The 16,655-nt window shown below is 69.9% G+C and carries 14 protein-coding genes; 6 read left to right on the top strand and 8 right to left on the bottom strand.

What is annotated here, in order from left to right:
• Nucleotides 1-43: 43 nt before the first annotated feature.
• The 4 genes from ACIPPM_RS06420 to ACIPPM_RS06405 all read right to left on the bottom strand — a co-directional run bounded on the left by ACIPPM_RS06420 (nt 44) and on the right by ACIPPM_RS06405 (nt 6,402).
• Complete coding sequence (locus ACIPPM_RS06420) at nt 44-748, bottom strand: transporter (RefSeq protein WP_401443701.1); 705 nt, start codon at nt 746-748, stop codon at nt 44-46.
• On the bottom strand, nt 745-2,199 hold the full coding sequence (locus tag ACIPPM_RS06415) for an MFS transporter (RefSeq protein ID WP_401443699.1): 1,455 nt from the start codon (nt 2,197-2,199) through the stop codon (nt 745-747). The genes ACIPPM_RS06420 and ACIPPM_RS06415 overlap by 4 nt, the downstream gene beginning before the upstream one ends.
• A 206-nt stretch (nt 2,200-2,405) precedes the next feature.
• On the bottom strand, nt 2,406-3,023 hold the full coding sequence (locus ACIPPM_RS06410) for a TetR/AcrR family transcriptional regulator (protein WP_401443696.1): 618 nt from the start codon (nt 3,021-3,023) through the stop codon (nt 2,406-2,408).
• A 160-nt stretch (nt 3,024-3,183) separates the two neighbouring features.
• On the bottom strand, nt 3,184-6,402 hold the full coding sequence (locus ACIPPM_RS06405) for a bifunctional cytochrome P450/NADPH--P450 reductase (protein WP_401443693.1): 3,219 nt from the start codon (nt 6,400-6,402) through the stop codon (nt 3,184-3,186).
• A 256-nt stretch (nt 6,403-6,658) separates the two neighbouring features.
• Between ACIPPM_RS06405 and ACIPPM_RS06400 the strand changes: the two genes are divergently transcribed.
• Together ACIPPM_RS06400 and ACIPPM_RS06395 are read left to right on the top strand one after the other, a co-directional pair.
• Entirely contained in the window at nt 6,659-7,720 is a 1,062-nt protein-coding gene (locus ACIPPM_RS06400; protein ID WP_401443691.1) for a zinc-binding dehydrogenase, read from the top strand.
• Nucleotides 7,721-7,847: 127 nt separating this feature from the next.
• Nucleotides 7,848-10,067, top strand: coding sequence for a SpoIIE family protein phosphatase (locus ACIPPM_RS06395; protein WP_401443688.1), 2,220 nt, complete (start codon nt 7,848-7,850; stop codon nt 10,065-10,067).
• A gap of 14 nt (nt 10,068-10,081) precedes the next feature.
• Here the strand turns inward: ACIPPM_RS06395 and ACIPPM_RS06390 are convergent, their stop codons facing one another.
• Nucleotides 10,082-11,287 carry a cation:proton antiporter gene (locus tag ACIPPM_RS06390; RefSeq protein ID WP_401443686.1) on the bottom strand — a complete coding sequence of 402 codons (1,206 nt, stop codon included), beginning with the start codon at nt 11,285-11,287 and terminating at the stop codon, nt 10,082-10,084.
• Nucleotides 11,288-11,383: 96 nt separating this feature from the next.
• Between ACIPPM_RS06390 and ACIPPM_RS06385 the strand changes: the two genes are divergently transcribed.
• From ACIPPM_RS06385 to ACIPPM_RS06375, 3 genes are read left to right on the top strand one after another with little or no spacing between them, the layout of a single operon-like run.
• Complete coding sequence (locus ACIPPM_RS06385; RefSeq protein WP_401443684.1) at nt 11,384-12,007, top strand: TetR/AcrR family transcriptional regulator; 624 nt, start codon at nt 11,384-11,386, stop codon at nt 12,005-12,007.
• Between the two features lie 37 nt (nt 12,008-12,044).
• A complete protein-coding gene (locus tag ACIPPM_RS06380) occupies nt 12,045-13,010 on the top strand; it encodes a M56 family metallopeptidase (protein ID WP_401443682.1) in 966 nt (321 codons plus the stop codon).
• A gap of 35 nt (nt 13,011-13,045) precedes the next feature.
• The gene (locus tag ACIPPM_RS06375; RefSeq protein ID WP_401443680.1) at nt 13,046-13,648 is read left to right on the top strand and encodes a helix-turn-helix domain-containing protein; all 603 of its coding nucleotides are present in this window, start codon (nt 13,046-13,048) and stop codon (nt 13,646-13,648) included.
• A 62-nt stretch (nt 13,649-13,710) separates the two neighbouring features.
• Here ACIPPM_RS06375 and ACIPPM_RS06370 read toward each other — a convergent pair whose 3' ends face one another.
• The 3 genes from ACIPPM_RS06370 to ACIPPM_RS06360 form a co-directional block, all read right to left on the bottom strand.
• Entirely contained in the window at nt 13,711-14,742 is a 1,032-nt protein-coding gene (locus tag ACIPPM_RS06370) for a dihydrodipicolinate reductase (protein WP_401444214.1), read from the bottom strand.
• Between the two features lie 174 nt (nt 14,743-14,916).
• Nucleotides 14,917-15,261: an SsgA family sporulation/cell division regulator gene (locus ACIPPM_RS06365; protein ID WP_401444212.1), complete on the bottom strand. Its 345-nt coding sequence runs from the start codon at nt 15,259-15,261 to the stop codon at nt 14,917-14,919.
• Between the two features lie 144 nt (nt 15,262-15,405).
• The gene (locus ACIPPM_RS06360; protein ID WP_401443677.1) at nt 15,406-15,801 is read right to left on the bottom strand and encodes a hypothetical protein; all 396 of its coding nucleotides are present in this window, start codon (nt 15,799-15,801) and stop codon (nt 15,406-15,408) included.
• A gap of 308 nt (nt 15,802-16,109) precedes the next feature.
• Here ACIPPM_RS06360 and ACIPPM_RS06355 point away from each other — a divergent pair, with 308 nt between their 5' ends.
• Nucleotides 16,110-16,652 (top strand): DUF6328 family protein, encoded by a 543-nt coding sequence (locus tag ACIPPM_RS06355; protein WP_401443675.1) that lies wholly within the window; start codon nt 16,110-16,112, stop codon nt 16,650-16,652.
• Nucleotides 16,653-16,655 lie beyond the last annotated feature (3 nt).

Raw genomic sequence — 16,655 nt, 5'->3', positions numbered from 1 at the left:
CGCCGGGCGGATTGGGATACAGATCACGCCTGGTACGGCCCCACTACGGAGACGTGGGCAGCGCCCTGCCTGATTCGTTCGGAGCCGGTTCCACGCCTGTCGCCACGTTGTGGTCGTGCAGCGCGCGGTAGGCGATGAAGTAGACGAACGCCTGGGTTCCCCAGGTGGCGAGAGCGAGGATGTAGAAGGTGGTGCGGTATTCGTCGTCGCCGGACAGCGGGAAGAAGTCGTACGTGAGCGCGATGGCCGTTCCCGCCGCGGTGGCGAGCGCGACGCCGATGGCCGGCCCCCTGACACCGCTCTTCCAGAGGCGCCACGAGAACCAGGCGAGGAACAGGGTGGCGAGCAAGTTGACCACGACGAAGAACGTCGCCGGGACGACGTGCAGCTCATGGCCGTGGAACTTCCTGAGGTAGAGCCCGGCGACGACGCCGAGCGCGAACACGGCGATGTCGACGGGCAGAGTCGGCTTGTACCGATGGGTCACCCTCAGGAGGCCCATGACGAGGATCAGGGCGACACCCACGGATCGTGAGAAGGCGTCCAAGAAGTACGCGACGACGTACATGGGGCTGCCCTCGTCGCCGCCGAGGAGGGACCAGGCGAGGAAGTTCGAGGCGGAGATGGCGAGGATGAACCACTCCAGGCCGAGCAGGTAGTTGCCGTACCGGCGGATGAATTTCCATCCGTAGAAGAAGCCGGTGAAGATCAGCCAGCAGTCGGCCAGTACGAAGAGCAGCTCTTTCACGATTGCAGTTCCTCGGGGTCGGGCCTCCGGCGCTGAGCCGAGGGCCGGTCTGCATGGGATCGAGCGCGTGACACCAGCACGGTCGCGACGACCAGCAGGGCGAGAACTGCCGACAGCCAGTAGCCGGTCCCGTAAAGCCCTCCTGCGGCAACCTCAAGGCCGGTGCCTCGCACCGGAACCAGGTAGGCACTGAGGTCGCCGCTCACCAGTGCCGTGCCGAGGGTGAATCCCACGGCCATGAAGGTGCCTGCGGCGCCGGCCGCCATCCCCGCCTTCTCCTCGGGCGCCGCCATCTGCACCACGGTGAAGCCCGCCGTGTAGCCGATCCTGCAGCCGAGCCCCATGACGGCGGCGCCGACGAGGTAGTGCCACCGCTGGTCGTGCTCCACGGCGAGCCAGGTCAGCCCCAGCGCGTTGATCAGGGCCGCGAGAACGAACACGGATACGGCGTGGCCGTTGAGCAGAGCGCGGTCGAGCACGGCACCACGGATCAGGAACGCCACCGCGAAGGGCGCCATGAGCAAGCCGGTCCCCAGAGCACTGAGCCCGAGGCCGTACGCGTCCGCGGGGCGCAGGAGCGTGGGGGTGGTCTGTGCGTATGTGCTGAGCAGGAGCATGAACGCCGAGTTCATCGCCGCGATCAGCGCGATGCAGACGCACGAGGCGGTGACCAACGGCGCCTTCATCAGCGCGACGTCGAACACCGCCGAGGACGATCTGCGCTCCGCGCGCACCCAGGCGACACCGCCGAGGACGCCGGCCACCAGCGGAATCACCGCGGCTCTGCCCCACACGAGGCCCTGCGTCAGGGTGAGCAGGAGGGCGGCGACCCAGGCGATCATCCATATCGAGCCGAGCACGCCTATGCGGCGGGTGCGCTCGGCGGGTGGCATGCGCGGAATCGTGGCGTGGCACACGACAGTCGTGGCCGCGCACGCGGCGGTGAGGACGATGAAGAAACTTCGCAGCGACAGGTCCTTGACGACGAGACCGCCGCCGACCACACCGACGACGATGCCGACACCGGTGGCGATGACCAGGACCGCGACGCCCACCGCGATGCCGCTCTCGCCGAGCCCGCGGCGCAGAAAACCCAGCGGGAGCAACTGTGCCGCGCCGCCGAAGCCCATCAGTGCGCAGCCGACCAGCAGAGCCGGGTACGAGTCGCCCACGGCAGGGACGAGCGCACCGACCGTGAGGAGTGCGGAGGCCGCCACGGTGGCCTTCCGGTCGCCGTACACGTCGGCGACGCGCGGCAGCAGGATGAAGCCCGCTCCCCCGCCGAGGGTCAGCGCCGAGTAGAGCCACGTCGTCTCGGCCACGGTGGCGAGACCGTACCGCGCCTGGATGACCGGCAGGAGCGGCGGCAGGACGAAGACGACCGCGTTGGTCAGGACGACCAACAGCGCGCCCACGCCGATGAGAACGACAGGTCGACGGATTTCTGTCATGACTTCCCCGGTTCCTGATCAGCACGGCGACGACCGGATGTGCGGGGGTGTCACGACCTGGCGCGTTGGTCTGGCCATGTCAGGTTCAGCCCCGGCGTCCGCACGCTAGGGCGAAGTTAGTCATCTGTTCAAGACGTATGACCCAGAAATATCGAGCGCGGTCGCGTCCGCGAGGGAGGCGGGCGCCCTGTCGGAGGGCGTGACCATCACACCGTCGGCGAGCATCCCGCCGAGGGGTTTCGTTCGCGCTCGCTCAGGTAGGACTTGAGGATCGCGCAGGCGGTGGCGGTGTCGCGCAGCGTGCGCTCCTTGTCCCCGTCGGTGAGCAGCTGCAGGGAGAGCCCGTCGACCATGGACATCGCGACCCGCACCACCGAGTGCAGCTCCTCGTCCGAGAGCGACACGTCGACCTGGCGCAGTACGGCCTCGGTGGACCTGAGGAAGGTGTCGTAGAAGCTGACGGACAGCTCGGGGTCGTTGCGCTCGGCCCACAGCGTGACCTCGATCATGGCCCGCACGCGCACGGGGTTGTCGACGCTCCACCGTATGGCGTTCGTCAGGCTCTGCTCCATGACGTACGACAGCGTCGCGCTTCCGTCCTCGGGCAGGACGACGTCCACGGGCATCTCCGCGGAGAGCTGCTTGAACACGGCGAGCAGGAGGTTTTCCTTGTTCTGGAAGCAGTAGTGGAGGGAGGCGAGGGGCGCTTTGGCCTCGTCCGCGATCTTCCGGGTGGTGGCCCCGTCGGCACCCTCGCGGGCGACCACCCGAACCGCCGCCTCGAGCAACTGCTGTCGCCGCGCTTCCGCCGACACGTACGCCATTCAGCCCTCCGGAAGACCGTGACCGAGAGTATTGACTCAGTCATTTGAACTACTTCAACGGTAGCACGGCCCCTTTGCCGGATTTTGCCGGATTTGATGAAACGACCAGGTCAGGGGACACACCCGACGGGCGCGCCCCCTGACGTCGGGGTATCTGTGGTCAGCCGACCCAGACGTCCTCCACGTACCGGCCGGACTCGACCATGCCGGCCAGCCAGGCGCTGGCCTCCTCGTCGCCGGAGCCGGTGTGCTCGCGGTGGACGGCCATGAACGCCTCCCGCACGGCGGGGGCCATGCGGCGGCCGTCGCCGCAGATGTAGACCCGGCCGCCCGCTTCCAGGGCGGCCCAGACCTCGTCGCTCTCGCGGGCGATCCGGTCCTGGACGAAGCGGGCCCCGTCGACGGGTGCGTGCATGAAGGTGGGACGCATGCTGACGGCGCCCGCCGCCTCGGCGGCCTCGAACTCGTCCTGGTGGAGGTAGTCCACGTCGGGGTGGTCGCAGCCGAAGTAGCACAGCAGGGTGCCGGTCGAGCCCGTGTGGTGCCGGTCCAGGACGGCGCCCCGGAAGGGCGCGAGACCGGTGCCCGCGCTGACGAGGATCACGGGTACGGAGGTGTCCTCCGGGAGGCGGAAGGACTCGCTGCACGGCAGCACCCGCGCCCGTACCGTGTCACCGGCCTCGATCGTCTGCACGTAGTGCGAGCCGATGCCGCGGAACGTGCCCTCGCCTCCGCGGTGCGGGGCCGCGAGCAGCGAGACCATGAGGTCGACCTCGCCCGGCTGGGCCGCCGCGGAGGAGGAGACCGAGTAGTGGCGGGGGCGCAGGACCGGCAGCAGTTCGAGGAAGCCCTCGAAAGGCAGCTCGCAGGCGCGGTATCGCTCCAGCAGGTCCAGCACGCTGGTACCGGGTACGGTCACCTGCTCCCGGAACGTCTCCTCGTCCGCCGCGGCGAGCCGGGCCAGCGGCTGCTTCTCCGGCGGGCAGGGGGTGCGCTCGGCCAGCACCGCGATCTGCTCGCTGGTGGCGGCGTCCTGGAGCTCGACGAAGTCGGTCAGCAGGCGGCGCAGCGTCAGCGGCCGGTCGACGGGCAGGGCGTTCCGGCTCCGGCGCCGGGTCCGCAGCCGGACCGTGCGGTCCAGGTCCAGGCCGAAGCGGTCGGCGACCCGCCGCACCAGCTCCTCCGGGTTGCTCGGCAGCAGCGCGAGGTGGTCCGCGGTGCGGTAGGTGACGCCCTCGGGCAGCCGCAGCCGCAGGAAGCGCTTGGAGCGGCCGAGTTCGTGGTCCGTGTCGACCAGCTCGTATGCCTCCAGGACCTCCATCGGCTGGACACCGTGGCGGGCGGCGAGTCCGTCCATGACCGACTCGGTGGTGTCCTCCAGCTCGTACAGGCCCTCGCCCTCGTCCTCCGCCTCGGCGGCCGGAGCGGCGGCTCCTTCGACCTCCGTGCCGTACTGGTCGAGCAGCGCGGTCCACAGGTCGGCCGTCCACCGGTCCACGGTGCCCCCGAAGTCACCGGAGGCGTCGGCGGCCGCACGGTCCAGGATGCGCGTGGCGCCTGCCGCGGCCAGACGCTCGTCGATGAGGGTGGGCACCCGCTGGTACGTGGCGGCCCAGTTGCGGTCGCCGACGCCGAGGACGGCGTACCGCAGGCCGTCCAGCTCGCCGGGCTGCAGACCCTCCAGCCAGGTGACGAACTCGGCCGCGTCGTCGGTGGGCCTGCCGTTGTAGGAGGCCGCCACGATCACCACGGGTCCCTCGGCGTCGAGCAGTCGGCCGGTGTGGTCGTTCAGGGAGGCCACGGCCGGTGCGAACCCCTGGTCCGCGCCCTCGACGCCGAGGTCACCGGCGATGCCGGAGCAGGTGCCGAGGTTGGAGCCGTGCAGCAGGGTGAGGGCGGTGCCGTCGGCGCGCCGGACCGTGGCCGCCGCGTCCTTCGCGCCCGAGACCACGCTCGTGGCGACGGGCTTCCTGCGCTCGTCGCTCGTGCGGCGGGCCAGCTTGAGGCTGAACCCGTCGGGCTTGATGGTGAGCGACGCCTTGATCTTGAGCTGGTAGTCGGCGTGGTCGAGCAGCCGGTAGCGGTGCACCAGCAGACCGAGCAGCAGCGTGGCCTCGTGCAGGGCGAACTGCCGTCCGATGCAGGCGCGTTCACCGTTGCCGAAGGGCTTGAACAGGTGCACCGAGCGGGCTTCCTCACGCTCGGGCGAGAAGCGGTCGGGGTCGAACAGCTCGACGTTCTCGCCCCAGGCCGGGTCGCGGTGCAGCGCGGGGGTGATCACCATCAGCGGCTCGCCCTTGCGTACGCCGTACTTGCCTCCGATGACCGTGTCCTCGAGGGGCTCCACGGCGAAGCCCGGAGCGGTCGGCCACAGCCGCAGGCTCTCGTTGAGCACCTGACGGATGTAGGCGAGCTTGCCGATGTCGTTGTAGTCGGGGTCGGGATTCTCCGTGTCGCCCCACAGGGCGTCCACCTCGGCCTGGGCCCGCTTGAGGACCTCGGGGTGCTTGGTGAGGTAGTAGAGCGCGAAGGAGAGGGCGCCACTGGTGGTCTCGTGGCCCGCGATGAGGAAGGTGATCACCTGGTGGCGGATGTTGACGTCGTCCAGGGGTTCGCCGGTCACGGCGTCCTTGGTGTGCAGCATCATGCCGAGCAGGTCGTCGGTGCTGGTGTCGCCGGATTCCCTGCGCTGCCGAATGACGTCGTCGACCAGGTTCGCCATCAGCTCGGCGTCCTTGCGGAACTGCTCGGCCTGCTTGCGCCGGAAGATCTCCGTACCCGGTATGGACTCCCCCTTCTCCTGGAGGAAGTGCAGCGCGCGACCCATCGCCTCGACGAAGGGGTGCAGGTCGGTGCGGCGGAACGAGTTGAAGTCGAAGCCGAAGCCGCACAGGCCGATGGTGTCGAAGGTCAGCCGGGTCATGTCGTCGGGCACGTCGACCGACTGCACTTCGGCGAGCCGGTCCCACTTGCCGATGAGAGAACGGGCGACCGTGAGCATCGTGCCGTGATAACTGCGCATCGCGCCCAGTGAGAACGCCGGCATCAGGATGTCGTGCGCCTTGCGCCAGTTCGGCTCGTGGTTGAAGGCGGTGAACAGCCCGTCCTTGGCGATCTGCCGGACCTCGACCAGCTCGTCGTGCACGTTCTTGCGGAAACGGCTCTCGTCGGCCAGCTCCTCGACCAGGTCCAGACCCCCCACGATGACGGTCTCGTTGCCGAAGACACGCTGCCGGTACACCGGCCCCAGCTCCTTCACCTCCTTCAGGACGTGGGTCAGGAACTCGGCGCCTCCGGGGAGGGTCAGGGCGTGGCCGATCAGGGGGAGCGAGGGACGCTCAGGAATCGCCTGGGTCCCGCCGACGGTCGTCTGGGTCATGAACGTACCTTTCGTTGCTCATCAGCGGTCGCTTGCCCACCACCATACAGACGACCTTGTCACCTGCTCATGTCGAGTGACCGTATTGCTCGACACAGTCGTTCGCGGGAACCAAAGAAGCAGGTGGAACGTAGGGCTCGACACGCTTGACAGCCGCCCGCGTCACACGACACGGTTATGTGACTTGAGCGACTGACCAAGTCGCCTTGGCGCCACATTTCGCGCGCTTCTCCCGAGCAAGAATCGAGGGCCCACCATGAGCAGCATGCTCGCCGGACGACTCCGCCTGGACAGCCGAACCTTCGCCGTCGAAGAGGTCCCGATCCCGGTCCCCGGTCCGGGCGAGGTCCTGATCGAGGTACGCGCCGCCGGGGTCTGCCTGTCCGACGTCCACCTGATCGACGGCAGCCTGAGCCCCTTCTTCCCGGTCGACGCCGTCACCAAGGCGGGCGCCGTGACGCTCGGCCACGAGGTCGCCGGGGTCGTGCACACGCTCGGCCCGGACACGAAGGGCGACTGGACCCCCGGGCAGCGCGTGGTGCTCCAGGCCGGCGAGGCCTGCGACGACTGCCCCGGCTGTCTGCGGCGGATGATGTGCCAGCGACCGCTGACCCGCGGTCTGGACTACGACGGCGGCTGGGCCCAGTACACGGTCGCCCGCGAGGCCACCCTGCTCCCGATACCGGACGACCTGCCGTTCGACCAGGCGGCGATCATCCCCGACGCGGTCTCCACCCCGTACGCCGCGATCGTGGGCACCGGTGCCGTCCGGCCCGCACAGGCGGTCGGCATCTGGGGCGCGGGCGGTCTGGGCGCGCACGCCGTGCGGCTGGCCCGGATGGTCGGCGCGGCCCCGATCATCGCGATCGACCCGCTGCGCTCCGCCCGCGAACGCGCCCTCACCTTCGGCGCGGACGTGGCCCTCGACCCGCTCGCGCCGGACTTCGCGGACGCGGTACGGGAGGCGACGGCCGGACGCGGCCTGGATGTCGCGTTCGACTTCGCCGGGGTGGGCGCGGCGCGTGCCCAGGCCGCGTCGGTGCTCGGTCCGTTCGGCTCGCTCGTGCTCGCCGGTCTCACCCCGGAGCCGGTCACGATCGCCGACAGCATCGGCTTCTGCTTCAACGCCAACCAGGTACGCGGCCACTACGGCTCCGAGGCCGAGCACGTGGAGCAGCTCGTCGGTCTCGCCTCGGCCGGGCGGATCGACCTGGCTCCGTCCATCACCGCCCACGTGCCGCTGGCCGAGGCCGCGGAGGCGGTCGCCCGTCTGGAGAACAAGGTGGGCGACCCGATCCGCCTGGTGCTCACTCCCTGAGACGAATCCCGTGTGCGTGCAGCCCTTCCGGGGTCCCGGAAGGGCTGCACGCACGGCTATCGGCACGGGTGTCCGCCTCACCCGCCCCGGAAGGACAGACAGCGTGATCTTTCGATAGGTTCACCGTATGAGCGCAGAGGTCGACAAGCTGCTGCATGGCCTGGTTCAAGGGCTCCGCCCCCAGGTGGGTGAGCGGGCAGACACGCTCATCGATCGGCTGCGCGACGAGTTGCCCGGTCTCTGGGAGCACGAGGACCTGGCGGTACTGGCGCTCCAGGAGATCACCGGCCACCTGACGACCTTCCTGGACCTGCTCGACGGTCAGGTGGCCATGGACGAGGTCGCGCCGCCGGATCTGGCCATGGAAGTCTCCCGTGAATGCGCTCGCCGTGGCCTGCCGCTCAGCGGGCTCCTGCGGGCGTACCGGATCGGCCACATGATCCTGCTGCGGCAGATGCAGGCCGAGGCCGCCCGCCTCACCGACGACCCGGAACTCGTCAGCGCCATCGTGACGCGGATGACGGACTCGGGGTTCGCCTACGTCGACATCGGCTCGGAACTGGTGGTCACCGCCTACCAGGAGGAACGCGAGCGCCGCCTGCGACGGCGACTCGCCCTGACCGACGCGGCGGGACGGCGCATCGGCACGACCCTCGACATCACGCGTACGGCCGAGGAACTGGTGGAGGTCGGCACGGAGGACTTCGCCGACCTCGTGGTGGTCGACCTCCTCGACAGCGCGGTGAGTGAAACCCCTGTCACGGACGACGCGTCGCTCCGCCGTGTGGCACTGGGTACCCCCGGCGCCGTCCAGGACTGCCCCGTCGGCGGGACGGGCCACCGCTACCCCGAGGGGTCCGCGCAGGAGCGGGCTCTCAGGAGCGGGCAACCGGTGCTCCGCGTCGGCGTGGAGGCACCCGGGTCCGCCCCGTGGGAGCCGCAGGCCGGAGATTCGGTCCTGCTGCTTCCCCTCCAGGCTCGCGGGGCCGTCCTCGGCCTCGTCCAGCTCTTTCGCGGCCCCTCCGCCGCCCCGTTCGATCACGAAGATCTGTCGCTGGGCCAGGAGATCGCGGCGCGGGCCGCGGTGTCCATCGACAACGCCCGCCGCTACACCCACGAGCGCCTCACCGCCCTCACGCTCCAGCGCAGTCTGCTGCCCCAGCGGCCCGTGCGGAGCGCGGTGGTCGAGACGGCTGCCCGCTATCTGCCGAGCGGGGGCCGTGCGGGGCTGGGCGGCGACTGGTACGACGTCATCCCGTTGTCCGGGGCCCGGGTGGCGCTGGTCGTGGGCGACGTGGCGGGCCGGGGCCTGGAGGCCGCCGCCGCCATGGGCCGTCTGCGGATGGCGGTCCGGGCCTTCGCCGACATCGACCTGATGCCCGACGAACTGCTCACCCACCTGGACGACGTGGTCATCCGCCTCAGCCGCGAGGAAGGCAGGGACGAGGGCGGACTCGGCGCCACCTGCCTGTACGCCGTCTACGACGCCTCCACCAGGACGTGCTCCCTGGCGAGCGCCGGTCACGTCCTGCCCGCCCTGGCGACAGCGCCGCCCCTGGACGCGTCCTCCGGATCGGTGGCCAAGTCCGTCGAGTTCCTCGACGTACCCATGGGACCGCCCCTGGGTCGGGGCGGACTTCCTTTCGAGACCGCCCAGTTCGACGTCCCCGAGGGCAGCCTGCTCGCCTTCTACACCGACGGGCTCATCGAGGGCGGCGCGTCCGGCGGGACCGGTTCGCATGCGGTGCTCCGCGAACACCTCGCCTCGGCACCGGAGTCGCTCGACGCGGTCTGCGACGGGCTGCTGGACGCGCTCATGCCGGATCAGCCGGTCGACGACACCACGGTGCTGGTCGCCAGGACGCGCGCGCTCGACCCGCGGCACATCGCGGTGCTCGACGTCCCCTCCGACCCGGCGGCCGTGTCCCGCGCCCGTCGCTTCGCGGCCGGTCGTCTGGAGGAGTGGGGGCTGGAAGACCTGTCCTTCGCCACGGAACTGATCGTCAGCGAGCTGGTGACGAACGCCGTCCGGTACGGCCGGAGCCCCATCCAGCTACGGATGATCCTGCAGGCCTCACTCACCTGTGAGGTCTCCGACGCCAGCAGCACGGCTCCGCACCTGCGTCGTGCGCGCACCTTCGACGAGGGCGGCCGCGGTCTGCTGCTGGTCGCCCAGATGGCCGACCGCTGGGGCACGAGGCACTCCCGCGACGGGAAGGTCATCTGGGCCGAGCAGCCCCTCCCCCGTGCGGACGACGGCTCCGGCGAGGGTGCACAGGCCGTACCGGGAGTCGATCTCACGATCACCGTCCCCTCGACGCTCGACGACGCCTTCCCCTCCGCCTGAGGCGACCGGCGGCGCTACGCGGGGCCGGTCCGGGACCCCTCCCCGCCGTCGGCGATCACGGCGCGCCGTCCCAGCCACCGGGCGAGGGGCTCCGCCGTCACGCCGTGCAGGATGACGCTGAGCAGCACCGTGGAACCGGCCAGCTTGAGGACGAGCGAGGCGTCTCGCGCTCCCAACTCGACGTAGGCGAGGACCGCGAAGACGATGGACGTCACCCCGCGCGGGCCGAGCCATCCCATGACGTTCCGTTCGGCCCGGGTGAAGTCCGTGCCGGTCAGTGAGAGGACGACCGGCACGTACCTGGCGGCGGTCAGGGCGAGGAAGCCATAGGCGACGACGGTGAGTTCGATGCCGTGCGCGAACTCGTCGGCGACCAGCTTCCCGAAGGCGAACCACGCCCCGATGGCCATCAGCTGGCTGGCGTCGTGCACGAGATCGAGGTGGTCGCGTCCGACGTCATGAGCGGTGCGGGCGTAGCACATGCCGGTGACGAACGCGGCGACGAAGCCGTTGCCCCCGATCAGGACGGCACCGGCGTAGGCGAGGAAGGGCAGCGCCAGACCGGCGAGGCGCAGGACCCGGGGCTCGGCCCAGCCTGCCAGGTGACTCCGTCGGACGAGCCAGGAGGCACCCAGGCCCAGGGCCGTGCCGACGAGTACCGCGAGTACGGCACCCTGGAGCGCGTTCAGCACCAGATCCGCGAACGAGTCGTCGCCGTGGCCGACCGCGTTGGCCACGGCGAAGACGAAGAGCGGGGAGATGAGGCCGTCGTTGAAACCGCCCTCGATGTTCAGCGCGGCCCTGACCCGCCACGGCACCCGCTCGTCCTTGAGGAGGTTCAGCACGGGGGCGAGATCCATCGGCATCACGACCAGCGCGGCCACCACGAGCAGCCACCAGCCGGTCCCGGGGAAGAGGGCCGCGCCGAAGAGGGTCGCGAGCCCCACGGAAGCGGGCAGGGCCAGCCCCAGCAGCCGGTGCTCCACCGTCGGGTTTTCCAGCCGCTCGTAGCTCCTGGCCTCGGTCGCGTCGGCGAAGAGCATCACGGCCAGTACCAGTTCGACGCTCCGCCGGAAGGCATCGGTCTCGAAGTCCAGGCGTAGGACGGGGTGGTCCCCACCCGCCAGCACGGCACCGGCCAGGACGAAGGCGATCGGTGCGGTGATGCTCCAGCGGGCCAGCCGGTCCGATACCAGGGCCCACAGGAAAATCAGAGCCATGACGACGAGCAGGACGATCACAGGAGCCACCTTGGTCCTCCGGTTTGCTGCGAAATCGAGACTTAGTCAAACGACTGAGTCGATATAGTGGCACGCATGGCTCACGTAACCGCGGCCGAGCGCCGCCCACAGTTGATCAAAGCCGCCATCGACCTGATGGCCAGGGAAGGCGTGGCCGCCGGCAGCACGCGCGCCATCGCCGCCGAGCTCGGAGTCGCGCAGGCCACGGTCCACTACACCTTCGGCACGAAGGAGGACCTGTACCGCGCGGTCATGGACCAGATCACCGATGACCTCGTCGAGCAGGTGTGGCGGGCGGCGCCGGAGGACGCGGGATTCGAGGAGACCTTCAGCGCCCTGGCGGCCCAGTTGTGGGGCGCCATGCGTGAGCCGTCCTCGCACCATCAACTGCTCAACGAGCTGGCCATGTTCGCCCGGCGCGTGCCTGGACTGCACGAGGCCCGGCAGGGGCATTACCGGCGGGTCGTGGAGGTGACCGCGCGACTGATCAGCGAGACGGCCGCGAGGGCCGGACAGGAGCTGACCCCGCCCGCGGACACGGTCGCCCGGTTCTTCCTCTCCGGCTTCGACGGCCTGACCCTGCAGGCCCTGTGGCTCGGGGACGAGGCCGCGGAGCAGGAGGGACTGAGGGCGCTCGTGGCCGCGACGGTGGCTCTGGCCAAGGGGCACGTCGCGTTGCCGGAGATGCCGACGGTCTGAGCATCGCACACGAAGGGACATCCATCGGAGACATGACATGATCGGCTGCCTGCTCCTCCTTCTCACCGTCAGCCTGACGGCCGGTGTACCGGCCGCCCGACGACTGGACCGGGCGACCTGGCCCGATCGGGAGCCCGTACTCGGTCTGTGGGTGTGGCAATGTCTGGTCGCCACCGCTTTGCTGAGCTGCCTGACCGGACTGCTGCTCGGCACGGCCGCGGTCTTCCGGACCGTGCGCGACTCCCTCTTCGAGTCGGCACCGCCAGGCGTCCTCGCCGCCTACGAATTGGCCGCGGCCCCCGCTTGGACCATCGGGCTCACCGTGCTCCTGGCGGCGGGCGCGGTGTGGACGACGGCCGTGCTCGCCGGACGGTTCTGGGCGATCAGCCGGACCCACGCGGTGACCCGCGACCGTCTGCGGCGACGGGCGCCGGATCTACCCGGCGGCCTCCCCACCGCGAGCGGGCCCCTGCTGGTCCTGGAGGACGAATACCCGGACGCCTGGTGGCTGCCCGGCAGCCCGTCCCAACTCGTCGTCACCACAGGTGCGATACAGCGGCTGACCGACCGCCAGCTCGATGCCGTCCTCACCCACGAGCGCGGCCACGCGCGTGCCCGCCACGACTGGCTGCTGCACCTGTCCGCCGCCCTCGCCAGCGGGTTCCCCCGGGTCCCCCTGTTCACCCACTTCTGCGAGCGGACCCACCAACTGGTGGAACTGGCCGCCGACGACACCGCCGCGCGGCGCTGCGGGCACGTCACCACCGCCCTCGCCCTCATCGAACTCAACCAGCACCGGGGGGTCCTCTCCTGCGCCTCCAGCCGCCGCGCGCTGGGTGACCGGGTGGACCGCCTGCTCAGTCCCCCGCCGAGACTGAGGCGCCGCGACTGCGTCCTCATCGCCATGGCGGCGGCGCTGACTCCGTCGCTGCCCCTGCTCATCACCCTCGCACCGGGGATCGACGCACTCGACTGGAGTGCCACGGGCAGTCAGGGGATGTGACAGGCTCTCGCACGCATGCCTTAGCCTCGGTGTCCATGGACGACAACGGGGAAGCACGCGGGGCACCCAGCGGCTCCCAGGTTTTTGACGAGTCCACAGGCGCGCGGCTCAGGGAGATCAGACTCGGCCGTGGGCTGTCCCTGACGGAGGTCGCACATCAGGCAGACGTCACCAAGGGCTTCCTGAGCCAGCTGGAGCGCGGTCTGAGCAGAGTGTCCGTGCCGACGTTGCTGCGGGTCTGCGATGTGCTGCGGATCGGGGTCGGAGAGCTGTTCGCCTATCCGGATGAGCCGATCGTCACCGGCGGAAGCCCGATCGACATGGGTGGTGAAGGCGTCTCCGAGTACCTGCTCACCCCTGCCGACAGCACGGCTTTCCAAGTCTTCCGTTCCGTCGTCGAACCAGGCGGGGGCACCGGTGGCCCCTACCGGCTCGACACCGACACGATCTTCGCACTGGGACTGAGCGGCACGACCCGCCTGATCGTGGGCGGCGAGACACGGATGCTGTCCGCCGGCGCCTCCACCTCGTTCTCCGGCCGGACACTTCACCAGTTCGACAATCCGGGTACGACGGCGAGCGAGGTCCTGTGGGTCCTGTCGCCTCCGCTGCTCAGCAACACGCGCGGAGAACGATGACGGCGCGCGTCGCCGGGGGGTGTCAGTGCGCCTCGCTCGAAGACTCGAACTCGGCTTGCTCCTCAAGGTTTCGTGGTCTCCCGTGACGTCCGGGCTGCTCGTCGCGCCCCCTTGGCCGCGACCGCACGGGTGGGCAGATCTCCCATCGACAGGAGACCGGGTTCCGCCGCGACGACCGCGGCGGCGGCGTTGACGGCCGCTGCGATCGTGCTGAGGAAGGAGTCGAAGCCCACGCGGGAGCGAAGGTCGATGACCTGCTCCTCACCGACGATCCGATAGTCGTCGCCCGCGGTCACCTCGTCAGTCGGCTCGAAGAAGCCGAACATGATCTCCAGGTCGATCACCGCTTCACCGTCGAGCACCCCGCGCGCCGCGTGCGTGACGGCCGAGATCCGCCCCGGCTCGATGCGCAGGTGGTCCCCGACTCGCGGCGACGTCGTCACGACAGCGGGCTCGACCTCCCCCACCTCCACCGAGTCGAGATCCCACCCGAGCCCCGCCGCGAGCGCCGCGATGGCCTGCTCGAAGCCGTAATGGCCGACGACGTCGCCACGGCTGCGAGCCGCCTCGAACTCCTCCGGGTCCAGACCGAGACCGAACTTCGAGAGGATCGCTCCGTAACGCGACATGTTCGTGCGTCGGCGGATGCGCACGCTCTCCACGCGCTGGGTCAACGCGGTCAGCAGGAGCGGAAGCGTGTCCATCAGGACGCCCGGGTTCGCCCCGCCGCCCAGAACCGTCACACCGTGCGCCTTCGCCGTGTCGTCGAGCCGCCGGGCCAGCTCCGGATGGCTACGCCAAGGATGGGCGAGTTCCTCGCAGATGCTCAGGACGTTGTACGACCGCTCCAGCAGGGGCAGCAGGGTGCCCACGACCTGGTTCAGATCCGAGGTGGTCGCCACGACCGCGAGGTCAGCGGCAGGCAGATCGGCGAGGTCGCTCACGACGACGACGCCGTTCGGTGCGCCGCCGAGCACCACTCCGAGATCCTGACCGACGACGCGCGGGTCTCGGTCCACCGCTCCCACGATGTCGACGTCCGTGCGCTCCAGCAAGGAGGAGGCGATGGCCCGGCCGGTGGCACCGAGACCCACGACGACTGTCTGACTGCTCAACTTCGCTCCCTTGCACGACTGAACGAGCGTGACCGCGCGGCGTGTTTAGTGGCACTAAACACAGCCAAGCTCTATCACGCCGTGGGGGTCACAACAAGGGGTGCCCGCATTGAGGGCGCGGTCCGAACGGGGCACCTCGGGTGAGCTGCTGGCTCACCCCTCGGCGAGCAGATGGGTCAGCAGGGCGTCGGTGTCCACGTGCCGGGACTCGGTGCCGGTGGGGACCACCGCCTCCGTGGCCCGCAGAAATGCCGCGATCTCCTCGGTCGGGGCTTCGAACAGGGCCGTGCCGGTCGGCGAACTGAGCCGGATGCGGACGGCCTTGCCGGCCGTCCTGCGGGCGGGCCAGATCCGCACGTCCCCCTCACCGACGGGTTCCGCCAGACCCGCGGCGAGCAGGTCCCGGCCGATGATCCACTCCACGGTCTGTCCGGTGCCCGGATGGACGAACGAGACACGGACGGCATAGGGATCGTCCAGCTCGTACGCGAGGTTCATACGCAGTGGCAGGGTCACCGGTCCGGGCGCGAAGAGGAACTGTACGGGCAGCCCGGTGATCGCGGCCTTCGACGGTCTCATCGGTCGTGCTCCTCAAGTCGGGCGGCACCTGCTCGGCGACGGCGGGAGGCTCGGATGCGTCAGTCAGCGAACGGCGCCGGACCGGACCACGACGATGTGGCGGCTCGCCTCGCCCCGCTCCGGGAAGCGATGCGCGTCGTACCCGTTGCCACAGAGCTGGCTCAGACCGTGGTCCCAGCGGTAGAAGTCGGGGTCGCCCGGACCGGGCAGCAGGGCGCAGGGGTCGCGGCCGTCACGTGAGCGCGGGGCGTGGACGGCGGGCGCGCGGTGGCCGTCGGAACCGTCGAAGCGCCCGTCGTGACCATGGACCCGGCCGTGGCCACCGGCGTCCGTACCGACACTCGCGTGGTGCCCGGTCTGCGGCGCGGCGGACGCGATGCCACCGGCGCCCAGCACGGCCCCCCCGGCCAGCAGCAGCGACGCGAAGACGACGCCCATGTGCTTCGTGGTGGCGGTCATGTGATTCCTGCGGATGCGCACGGGGTTCTCCTCGGTTTCGACTCGCTTTCCATACGTCGCATGGAAGCTGCTTCAGTTTTACCATACGTTGTACGGAAACACGCAAGCCGGCGAGCTTGAGGCGCGTACCGGTGCATGCCGGGGGCTCTACCGCACCAGGGTCGCCGAGGGGCTGGGCGCCGCCACGTCTCAGCGGGCCGTCACGCCGTGCCACACCCCGATGAGCGCGCAGCGTGTGCCGTCCGAAGACTGACGCCCTAGTCTGGCGAAGGCGGCGCAGCCCGTCCCTCGCATGTGCTGGGAGTCCCATGCAGATTCGCTACCAGCTCCAGGCCCAGCGTCGCGAAAAGGCGCGGGAACGGGAGAGCCTCACCGTCGCCGAACTCCTTCAGGAACTGCGCGCGGTGCAGACGGGCGTGCAGATCCTCTTCGCTTTTCTCCTCGGCCTCGCTTTCAGCGGTCGTTTCACGAATTTGGACGATGTCGAGCTCGGTATCTACGTCGCGACCCTGGTGCTGACGGTCATCACGACAGCCCTCATCGCCACTCCCATCGCGCTGCACCGCCGGATGGGCCACGGCGGCTCCAGTCCTCGCATCGTCCCTATCGCGGCGCTCATGGCAGAGATCGGATTCGTCCTGTTGGCCCTGGCCCTCAACGGCGCGATCCTGCTCGTCACGACCTTCGTACTGGGGCGTCTCGCGGGCATCTGCATCACGATCATGACGACGTCGGTCTTCGTCGCGCTGTGGCTCGTACTGCCGTGGGTGCTGCGTCCTACGCGGGCCGCGAGGGTGTCGCACCGCCAGTCCGGCGCCGGTCAGCGGGTGAAGGCGTCACGCACCCCGTGACGG

Source organism: Streptomyces sp. NPDC090119, assembly GCF_044747085.1.
Lineage (GTDB): Bacteria > Actinomycetota > Actinomycetes > Streptomycetales > Streptomycetaceae > Streptomyces.
Note: the sequence above shows the minus strand (reverse complement) of the source record. Positions and strands in the feature narration are given on the sequence as shown.